This window comes from Streptomyces lonarensis, from assembly GCF_012033735.1.
Classification (GTDB): domain Bacteria; phylum Actinomycetota; class Actinomycetes; order Streptomycetales; family Streptomycetaceae; genus Streptomyces; species Streptomyces lonarensis.
Genome location: NZ_JAAVJD010000210.1, coordinates 1 through 9,219, shown reverse-complemented (window position 1 = coordinate 9,219; position 9,219 = coordinate 1). Strand labels below are relative to the sequence as shown.

The following is a 9,219-nucleotide window of genomic DNA, read 5'->3' as shown; positions in this document are numbered from 1 at the left end:
TCCGGGCGGCGGACCCCGCCGCCCGGCTTCGTCAGCCGGAGACCGTGCGGGCGAGCCACTGCTCGCAGAGCGACGTCCACCCCGCGGCCGGCCCGGCGCCCTCGGCCAGCCCGATGCCGTGTCCGCCGGAGGGGAAAACGTGCAGCTCGACCGGCACGCCGAGCCCGGCGAGGGTCCGCGTCAACGACAGCGCGTGCTCCACGCCGACGACGGTGTCGTCGGCGCAGTGCCAGACGAAGGTGGGCGGGGTCCGCTCCACCGCGATCAACTCGATGGACAGCTCACGGCGCCCCGCGTCCGTTGACCCGGCGCCGAGCAGCGGGTCGGGGCGCGCGGTGCCCTCGCCGGTGGCGAAGCTGTGCCAGGAGGTCGCGGGGTAGCAGAGCACGGCGAACGCGGGCCGCTCCGCCTCCGCCGTGGCGGGCCCCGCAGCGAGGTGCGCGGCGAGATGGCCGCCGGCCGAGAAGCCGAGCACCCCGATCCGGCCCGGGTCGACGCCGCGTTCGGCGGCCTCCGAGCGCGCCCGACGCATCGCGGCGCGGGCGGCGTCCAGCGGCGCGGGGTGCAGCGCTGCCGGGCCCACCGGGTACTCCAGCACCCATGCGGCGAGACCGAGCCGCCCCAGCCATTCCGCGACGGGCTTCCCCTCGTGCGGGGCGAGGTGGGTGTAACCCCCGCCGGGCATGACGATCACCCCGGGTGCGCCACCGGCGGGGCGGGGCGCGCCCGCCGGGAGCGGGTGGAAGGTCAGCGCTGTCGCGTCGTCACTCATGGGCCGCAGCCTGCCACCCCCGGCCCGAGCTGCCAAGACGCCCGGCCCCGGCGGGCGGCGGCCGGCGGGGCGGGGCCGTCCGGCGTCGCCGGAACCGCCCTCCCCACGCGGCGGACGCCCCGGGGCGGCACGCGACGGTTGCGCGAGCACCCGGGGTGCCCTTCCGGCCACCCGGGGTACCGCTCCCATCCAGGGTATTGCCCTGGCTCGCAACCCGGCCCTAACATCCTGGCCACCTCATCGAAACGATTCGACGAAGCGATTCGACGCCGTCGTGCCGAGGGGCGCACCACGACCGCGAAGGAGCGGACATGGCCACCATCAAGGACGTCGCCGAGCGGTCCGGCGTCGCGCCCAGCACGGTCTCCTACGTGCTCAGCGGCTCGCGGAAGATCTCCGAGGAGACCCGCGCCCGGGTCCTGGAGGCGGTGCGCGACCTGGGGTACCACCCGCGGGCCAGCGCCCGGACCCTGCGGAGCTCCCGCAGCTCGGTGCTGGCGCTGGCCGTGCCGCGCGAGGCGGGGAAGTACCGCGCCGTGGACGGGCGGTTCGCCGTCGAGATCAGCGACGCCGCACGGGTGCACGGCTTCGACGTCCTGCTGATGACCGACCCCGACGGGGTACGGGGGCTGCGCCGGGTCGCCGGCAGCGGGCTCGCCGACGCCGCCGTGCTGATGGCGGTCGAGGAGGCCGACCCGCGGGTCGCCGCGATGACGGCGGCCGGGTTCCCCGTGGCGCTGCTGGGCCACGGCGACGCCCGCGACGAGACCGAGGTCCCCTGGGTCGACCTGGACTGGGAGGCGGCGGTCGCGCTCGCGGTCCGGCAGGCCGCGGCGGTCGGCCACCGGCACATCGCCTTCCTCTCCTCCGCCGACCACGAGGTCGCCGCCCGGCGCGGCTACGCGCTGCACGGGCTGGCGGGCGCGCACCGCGCCGCGCGGGAGGCCGGCGTGGAGGTCACCGTCCGGCCCTCCTCCGACGACCCGGGCACCGCGGCCGCCCGGGTGCGGGAGCTGCTGGCCACCGACCGGCCCCCGACCGCCCTGGTGGTGCAGCACCTGATCCCGCTGCCGCAGGTGCTGGCGGAACTCACCGCGTCGGGGGTGCGGTTGCCCGACGACCTGCCGGTGGTGCCGGTCGGGACCATCCCGGACGAGTCCGGCCTCCCCGACCTGCCGCGCATCGACCTCCCCGTCGGCCGCATGGCGGCTGCCGTCACCGAGCTGGCCCTGACGGCGGCGGGCGCCCTGCCCGCCACCGAGCGCCGCCCCGTGGCGGGCGGCCCCCGCCACGAACTCCTCGAACCCCGCATGGCACCCGGGGTGCCGATAGCACCGCCGCGCACGCCCGACGCCCGCTGAACGCGGGCACCGGCGCCCGCGCGGAGCGGCGGGCCGGTGCCCGCCCTCCGCCCGAGCCGCGAATGGAGCGAAACCCGACGATGAGACGTCCGACCCGAGGCACCCCGCAGCGATCCGTGGCGCTGCCGCTGGCCGCCGTCATGGCGGCGGCCGGCCTCGCCGGCTGCGCCCGGCAGCCCGACCCCGGCACCGTGACGGTCCTCAACTCCGCCACCAACACCGCGGAGCACGAGGCCAACCAGGACCACTTCGACCGCTGCGCCGAACCGCTGGGACTGCGGGTCGAGCAGATCAGCGTGCCGGCCGACCAGGTCGCGACCAAGGCGCTGCGCATGGCGTCCTCGGACTCCCTGCCCGACATCCTGGAGCTGGACGGCTCCGAGCTCCCGCAGTTCGCGGAGACCGGCGGGCTGCTCCCCCTCGGCGACGCGGGGGTGGACACCTCGGTCCTCTCCGACAGCGCGGTCTCGCTCGGCTCGCACGACGGCGCGCAGTACGGCGTCGCCCGCTCGGTCAACTCCCTGGCCCTGATCTACAACGAGGAGCTGCTGGCCGAGGCCGGACTGGAACCGCCCACGACCTGGGAGGAGTTGCGTGCCGGTGCCGCCGCGCTGACCCGGGGCGACACCTACGGCATGGCGTTCAGCGCGAGCCCCAACGCCGACGGCGTCTACCAGTTCCTGCCGTTCTTCTGGTCCGCGGGCGGCGACGAGACGGCCCTGGACGACGGGGCGGGGGACGCCGCGCTCCAGCTGTGGAAGGACCTGCTGGACGACGGCAGCGCCTCCCGCTCCGTCGTCAACTGGAACCAGCAGGACGTCAACGACCAGTTCATCTCCGGACGGGCCGCCATGATGATCAACGGCCCGTGGCAGGTGCCGGTCCTGGACGGCCAGGACGCCGTGGAGTGGGCGGTGGCCTCGATCCCCGTCCCCGAGGCGGGGCAGGACCCGGTGCCGCCCATCGGCGGCACGGTGATGACCGTGCCGGCGGGCGGGGACGAGGAGCGCGAGGGGAACGCGGGCCGCATCCTGAACTGCCTCAACTCCGAGGAGAACCAGCTCGCCTGGGGCGAGCGGGTCAACAACGTCCCGACCCGGGAGGACGCCGCGGCGGCCTACCGGGAGCAGAACCCGAAGCTTGCGCCCTTCGCCGACCTGGTCGCGACGGCGCGGTCCCGCACCGCGGAGGTGGGCACCGGCTGGCCGGTCGTGGCGGACGCCATGGCGGGCGCCTTCCAGTCGGTGCTGACCGGCCGCACCACCCCCGGGGACGCGCTGGAGCGCGCCCAGCGCCAGGCCCGGACCGGAGAGTGAGGACGACGATGACCACCACCCACTCCCCCACCGGGACCGTCGGCGGCAGCGGCGGCACCGAGCGCGACGCCGCACGACGCGCCGCCGAGCGCGGTCGTACCCGGCGCCGCCTCTACCAGTGGCTGTTCGTGGCCCCCGCGCTGCTGTACATGCTGGGGTTCTTCGGCTTCCCGCTCGTCAACAACGTGGTGATGAGCTTCCAGCAGTACACGCCGACGACGTACTTCACCGGCGAGGCGCCGTTCACCGGGCTCGACAACTGGCGCGCGGTGCTCGGCGACAGCCTGTTCACCGACGCCGTGTGGCAGACGCTGCTGTTCACCGCGGGCTCGCTGCTCGGCCAGTTCACGATCGGCCTGGGGCTCGCGGTGTTCTTCTCGCGGCGGTTCCGGCTCTCCGGCCCGATCCGCGCGGTACTGCTGCTGCCGTGGCTGGTGCCGATGGTCGTCTCGGCGGTGGTGTGGCGCCGCATCATGGACCAGGACCACGGCGTGCTCAACAGCTTCCTCTCGGTCTTCGGGATGGACGCCGTGCCCTGGCTGGCCAGTCCCAGCGTCGCCCTCCTCTCCGCGGTGCTCGTCAACATCTGGATCGGCATCCCGTTCAACATGGTGATCCTCTACGGCGGTCTGCAGGAGATACCCCGGGAGCTGTACGAGGCGGCCTCGCTCGACGGCGCCGGGCCGTGGCGGGCATTCCGCAGCGTGACCCTGCCGATGCTGCGGCCGGTGATCACCGTCGTCCTGGTGCTGGGCTTCATGTCGACGATCAAGGTGCTGGACCTGATCCTGGCGCTCACCGGGGGCGGGCCGGCGGACTCCACCCAGACCCTCGGCACCCTCACCTACCAGCTGTCGTTCCTCCAGCTCGACTTCGGCCAGGGCGCCGTGGTGGGCAACGTCCTCATCCTGATCAGCGCCGTCTTCGCGGTGCTGTACCTGCGGGTCAACCGCGCCGACCTCGGCAAGGGGAAGTGATCAGCCGTGCAGACCACCGGCAACCGGACCCGGGCCCGTTCGCTCGGCAACACCGCGCTCGCCCTGGCGATCCTCGCGGTCATGCTCTTCCCCGTCTACTGGATGATCTCGACCGCCCTGCAGCCCGACTCGGCGGTGGCCGCCGCGCAGCTGGTGCCCACCTCGCCCGACTTCGGCAACTTCGCGCGGGCGCTGGAGACCCAGGGCGGTTCGCTGCTGACCAGCATCGTCGTCTCGCTGGGCGCGGTGGTGGTGTGCCTGACGCTCGCCGCTCCCGCGGCGTACGGGCTCGCGCAGTTCGGCCTGCGCGGCGGGCGGGCGATCGTCTTCGGCACCCTCATCACCCAGATGGTGCCGTCGATCGTCGTCGCCAACGCCCTGTACAACGCGTACGCGGAGCTGAACCTCGTCAACTCCTACCTCGGCCTGATCCTTGCCGACGCCTCGCTCGGCCTGCCCTTCGCCATCGTGCTGCTGCGCGCGTTCATGGTCTCGATTCCCACGGAGGTGGTCGAGGCGGCGATGGTGGACGGCGCCAACCGGTTCACGGCGTTCTGCCGGATCGTGCTCCCGATGAGCCGCAACGCACTGATCACGGCGGGGTTGTTCGCGTTCCTCTTCGCCTGGGCGGACTTCGTCTTCGCCCTCACGTTGAACACCACCGACGACGTCAAGCCGGTCACCCTCGGCATCTACCAGTTCATCGGCGCGCACGTCAGCGACTGGGGCGCCGTGATGGCCACGGCCGTGCTGTCGGCGATCCCGGCAGCCGTGCTGCTGATCGCGGCGCAGAAGTACATCGCCGCCGGCATCACCGGGGGCTCGGTGAAGTGACGCCCCATCCTCCGTCCCGCGGTGCGCCCGCCGGACCGCCCTCCCCACCCGACCAGCGAGAACCGAAAGAGGCCACCCCCCGATGAGCAGCAACACCCCGGCAGGGACCACCCGGCAGGAAGCGGCGGACGGGCTCCCCCGCTTCCCTCCCGGCTTCTTCTTCGGCGCGGCCACGGCCAGCTACCAGATCGAGGGCGCCCACGACGCCGACGGCAGGGGCCCCTCCATCTGGGACACCTACTGCCGCACCCCGGGGAAGGTCGCCGACGGCGCCACCGGTGACGTGGCGTGCGACCACTACCACCGCTACCGCGAGGACGTGGCGCTGCTGAAGCAGCTCGGCGCCGACAGCTACCGGTTCTCGGTGGCCTGGCCGCGGGTGCAGCCGGGCGGGTCCGGCCCCGTCAACCCGGCGGGTCTCGACTTCTACGACCGCCTCGTCGACGAGCTGCTCGCGGCGGGGATCGAGCCGGCGGCGACGCTGTACCACTGGGACCTGCCGCAGGAGCTGGAGGACCAGGGCGGCTGGCGGGTCCGGTCCACCGCCGAGCGGTTCGCCGAGTACACGGGGATGGTGGTCGAACGGCTCGGTGACCGCGTCGGCCGGTGGATGACGCTCAACGAACCGTTCTGCGCGGCGTTCGTGGGGTACGCGGTGGGTCGGCACGCCCCTGGCGCACAGGAGGGCGCCGGGGCGATCGCCGCCTCCCACCACCTGCTGGTCGCGCACGGGCTGGCCACCCGGGTACTGCGGGAGGCGGGCGCCCGCGAGGTCGGGATCGCGCTCAACCCCGACCACCTCGTCCCCGCCTCCTCCTCGGCCGAGGACGCCGCCGCGGTACGGCGGGCCGGGGTCCTCCACAACGACATCTGGCTGGACCCGCTGTTCGCGGGCCGGTACCCCGAGCACGAGCGGGAGACCTGGGGCCCACTGCTGGACGCGGTACCCCGGCTCGACGGCGACCTCGAACTCATCGGGCAGCCGCTGGACTTCGTCGGCGTCAACTTCTACCGCCCGATCACCGTCTCCGACACCCCGCACCGGGAGCCCGACCCCGCCCGGCGCACCGCGGTGGACATCGGCGCGGCGGAGAGCTGGCAGGGCGACGTCCGGACGACCACCATGGGGTGGCCGGTGGTCCCCGCCACCTTCACCGACCTGCTGACGGAGCTGGTCGCCCGTTACCCCGGCCTGCCGCCGGTGGTGATCACCGAGAACGGCTCGGCCGAGGCGGACACCGTCTCCGCCGACGGCCGGGTCCACGACACCGATCGCGTCGAGTACCTCCACGGCCACCTGGTCGCCCTGGCCGAGGCCGTGGAGCGCGGCGTCGACGTCCGGGGCTACTACGTCTGGTCGCTGCTGGACAACTTCGAATGGGCCTTCGGCTACGACCGGCGGTTCGGCATCGTGCGGGTGGACTACGACACGCTCACACGCACCCCCAAGGACAGCTACCACTGGTACCGCGAGCTGATCGCCCGGCACCGGGCCGCGGACGGGCCGGCGAGCACCGCCCGCACCGCGCCCGCCTCGGGCGAGGACGGACACGGAACCCCGAACAAGGAGAGCTGAGTGAAGTTCACCGACGGCTACTGGCTGAACCGCGAGGGCGTGCGGACCTCCTACGCCACGGAGGTCCGGGACGCCCGCGCCGAGGACGGCCGGCTGACCCTGCACGCCGCCGTCCGCAAGGTGGAGCGGCGCGGCAACACGCTCAACGCCCCGCTGGTCACCGTGGAGACCTGGTCACCGGCGGAAGGGGTCATCGCGGTGCGGTCGACCCACCACGCGGGCCGGCGGCCGCGGACCCCCGCCTTCGAGCTGACCGGCGACCCGGGGTACGCCCCCGACGCGTGGGTGACGGACGGGATCGCCGGGATCGACGCCGGCTCGCTCTCGCTGCGCGTGGACACCCGCGAACCGTGGCGGCTCTCGTTCCGCGCGGACGGCCGCGAACTGGTCTCCGCCGGGCCCCGCGGCACCGGCTTCGCCGTCACCGACGACGGGCACCACTACGCGGTGGCGCAGTTGTCCCTGGGGGTGGGCGAACTCGTCTACGGCCTCGGGGAGCGGTTCACCCCGTTCACCCGCAACGGCCAGAGCGTCGACATCTGGCAGGCGGACGGCGGGACCGCGAGCGAGCAGGCCTACAAGAACGTCCCCTTCCACCTCACCAACCGCGGATACGGGGTCTTCGTCAACCACCCCGGCAAGGTGTCCTACGAGATCGGGTCCGAGGCCGTCGGCAGGGTCCAGTTCAGCGTGGAGGACCAGAGCGTCGAGTACTACATCGTGCACGGCCCCACGCCCAAGGAGATCCTGGAGCGGTACACGGCGCTCACCGGCCGCCCGCCGCTGCCCCCCGCGTGGTCGTTCGGGCTGTGGCTCTCCACCTCGTTCACCACCGACTACGACGAGGAGACGGTCAACCGCTTCGTCTCCGGCATGGCGGAGCGGGAGATCCCGCTGGAGGTCTTCCACTTCGACTGCTTCTGGATGCGCGAGTACCAGTGGTGCGACTTCACCTGGGACCCGGAGGTCTTCCCGGACCCCGACGCCATGCTGCGGCGGCTGCGCGACCGCGGCCTGCGGATCTCGGTGTGGATCAACCCCTACATCGCGCAGAAGTCGCCGCTGTTCGCCGAGGCCCGCGACCGCGGGTACCTGCTCCACGACCGGGCCGGCGACGTCTGGCAGTGGGACATGTGGCAGGCCGGGATGGGGCTGGTGGACTTCACCAACCCCGAGGCGCGCACCTGGTACGCCGACCACCTGCGGCGGCTGGCACGGCAGGGGGTGGACTGCTTCAAGACCGACTTCGGGGAGCGGGTCCCCACCGATGTGGTGTGGCACGACGGCTCGGACCCCGAGCGGATGCACAACTACTACACCCAGCTCTACAACGAGCTGGTCTTCGAGGTGCTGCGGGAGGAGAAGGGCCAGGGCGAGGGCGTGCTGTTCGCCCGTTCCGCCACCGCCGGGGGCCAGCAGTTCCCGGTCCACTGGGGGGGTGACTGCGAGTCCACCTTCGACGCCATGGCCGAGTCGCTGCGTGGCGGGCTCTCGCTCGGGCTCTCCGGCTTCGGGTTCTGGAGCCACGACATCGGGGGCTTCGAGGGGACACCGGACCCGGCGGTCTTCAAGCGCTGGACCCAGTTCGGCCTGCTCTCCTCCCACAGCAGGCTCCACGGCAGCAGCTCCTACCGGGTGCCGTGGAACTTCGACGACGAGGCCGTCACCGTCATGCGTGACTTCACCCGGCTCAAGCTGCGGCTGATGCCCTACCTGTACCGCGCGGCGGTCCAGGCGGAGCGCTCGGGTACGCCGGTGATGCGGGCCATGGTGCTGGAGTTCCCTGAGGACCCCGGGTGCCACGGGCTGGACCGTCAGTACATGCTCGGCGACGACCTGCTGGTGGCGCCGGTGTTCGACGCCGAGGGCGAGGTGGAGTACTACCTTCCGGCGGGCGAGTGGACCCACCTGCTGACCGGTGAACGGTTCACCGGACCGGGGTGGCGGCGGGAGCGCCACGGCTTCGACACGCTGCCGCTCCTCGCGCGCCCCGGCTCCGTGGTGCCGATGGCCGCGGCGGCGGACTCCGCCGCGGGTGACTGGGCGCGCGGGGTGACGCTGCGGGTGCACGCCCCGGCGGACGGGACGGAGACCCTCACGGAGCTGCCCGGCACGGACGGCGCCACGGTCGCCGTCTTCCGGACCCGCCGCGACGGGGAGACGGTGCGGGTCCGCGTGGAGTCGGGCGCCGAGGCGTGCGGCCGCTGGTCGGTGGTGCTCGCCGGCGCGGACGGCTACGGTGCCCCGGTCGAGGTGTCGGACGGGGCCTCGGAGGTTTCGCTGCGGGTGGTCGACTGACCGGCTGAGGCACGGTCGGCCGCCGAGCGGGGGCGGGCCGGGCCATCGGCGTCGGGCGGCGGGCGGCTTCCCCTGGGAGCCGCCC

General features: G+C 73.5%; 7 protein-coding genes. 6 read left to right on the top strand and 1 reads right to left on the bottom strand.

The genetic code is table 11. The features are described from left to right. Positions 1 to 31: 31 nt before the first annotated feature. Complete coding sequence (locus HCN56_RS20405; RefSeq protein WP_167973243.1) at positions 32 to 772, bottom strand: alpha/beta hydrolase; 741 nt, start codon at positions 770 to 772, stop codon at positions 32 to 34. 311 nt (positions 773 to 1,083) lie between these two features. Here HCN56_RS20405 and HCN56_RS20400 point away from each other — a divergent pair, with 311 nt between their 5' ends. The 6 genes from HCN56_RS20400 to yicI all read left to right on the top strand — a co-directional run bounded on the left by HCN56_RS20400 (position 1,084) and on the right by yicI (position 9,134). Next, positions 1,084 to 2,133 carry a LacI family DNA-binding transcriptional regulator gene (locus HCN56_RS20400; RefSeq protein WP_167973241.1) on the top strand — a complete coding sequence of 350 codons (1,050 nt, stop codon included), beginning with the start codon at positions 1,084 to 1,086 and terminating at the stop codon, positions 2,131 to 2,133. Positions 2,134 to 2,213: 80 nt separating this feature from the next. Further along, on the top strand, positions 2,214 to 3,449 hold the full coding sequence (locus HCN56_RS20395) for an ABC transporter substrate-binding protein (RefSeq protein WP_245246799.1): 1,236 nt from the start codon (positions 2,214 to 2,216) through the stop codon (positions 3,447 to 3,449). Positions 3,450 to 3,457: 8 nt separating this feature from the next. After that, positions 3,458 to 4,426, top strand: coding sequence for a carbohydrate ABC transporter permease (locus HCN56_RS20390; RefSeq protein ID WP_167973237.1), 969 nt, complete (start codon positions 3,458 to 3,460; stop codon positions 4,424 to 4,426). Positions 4,427 to 4,432: 6 nt separating this feature from the next. Beyond that, positions 4,433 to 5,260 (top strand): carbohydrate ABC transporter permease, encoded by an 828-nt coding sequence (locus HCN56_RS20385; protein ID WP_376770902.1) that lies wholly within the window; start codon positions 4,433 to 4,435, stop codon positions 5,258 to 5,260. A gap of 82 nt (positions 5,261 to 5,342) precedes the next feature. After that, positions 5,343 to 6,836: a GH1 family beta-glucosidase gene (locus tag HCN56_RS20380; protein ID WP_167973235.1), complete on the top strand. Its 1,494-nt coding sequence runs from the start codon at positions 5,343 to 5,345 to the stop codon at positions 6,834 to 6,836. Continuing rightward, the gene (gene yicI, locus HCN56_RS20375) at positions 6,837 to 9,134 is read left to right on the top strand and encodes an alpha-xylosidase (RefSeq protein ID WP_167973233.1); all 2,298 of its coding nucleotides are present in this window, start codon (positions 6,837 to 6,839) and stop codon (positions 9,132 to 9,134) included. The last annotated feature ends 85 nt before the right edge of the window (positions 9,135 to 9,219 follow it).

Excerpts from the sequence above, each read along its gene's own strand:
- HCN56_RS20405 (WP_167973243.1), bottom strand. The coding sequence starts at position 772 with ATGAGTGACGACGCGACAGCGCTGACCTTCCACCCGCTCCCGGCGGGC.
- HCN56_RS20400 (WP_167973241.1), top strand. The coding sequence starts at position 1,084 with ATGGCCACCATCAAGGACGTCGCCGAGCGGTCCGGCGTCGCGCCCAGC.
- HCN56_RS20395 (WP_245246799.1), top strand. The coding sequence starts at position 2,214 with ATGAGACGTCCGACCCGAGGCACCCCGCAGCGATCCGTGGCGCTGCCG.
- HCN56_RS20390 (WP_167973237.1), top strand. The coding sequence starts at position 3,458 with ATGACCACCACCCACTCCCCCACCGGGACCGTCGGCGGCAGCGGCGGC.
- HCN56_RS20380 (WP_167973235.1), top strand. The coding sequence starts at position 5,343 with ATGAGCAGCAACACCCCGGCAGGGACCACCCGGCAGGAAGCGGCGGAC.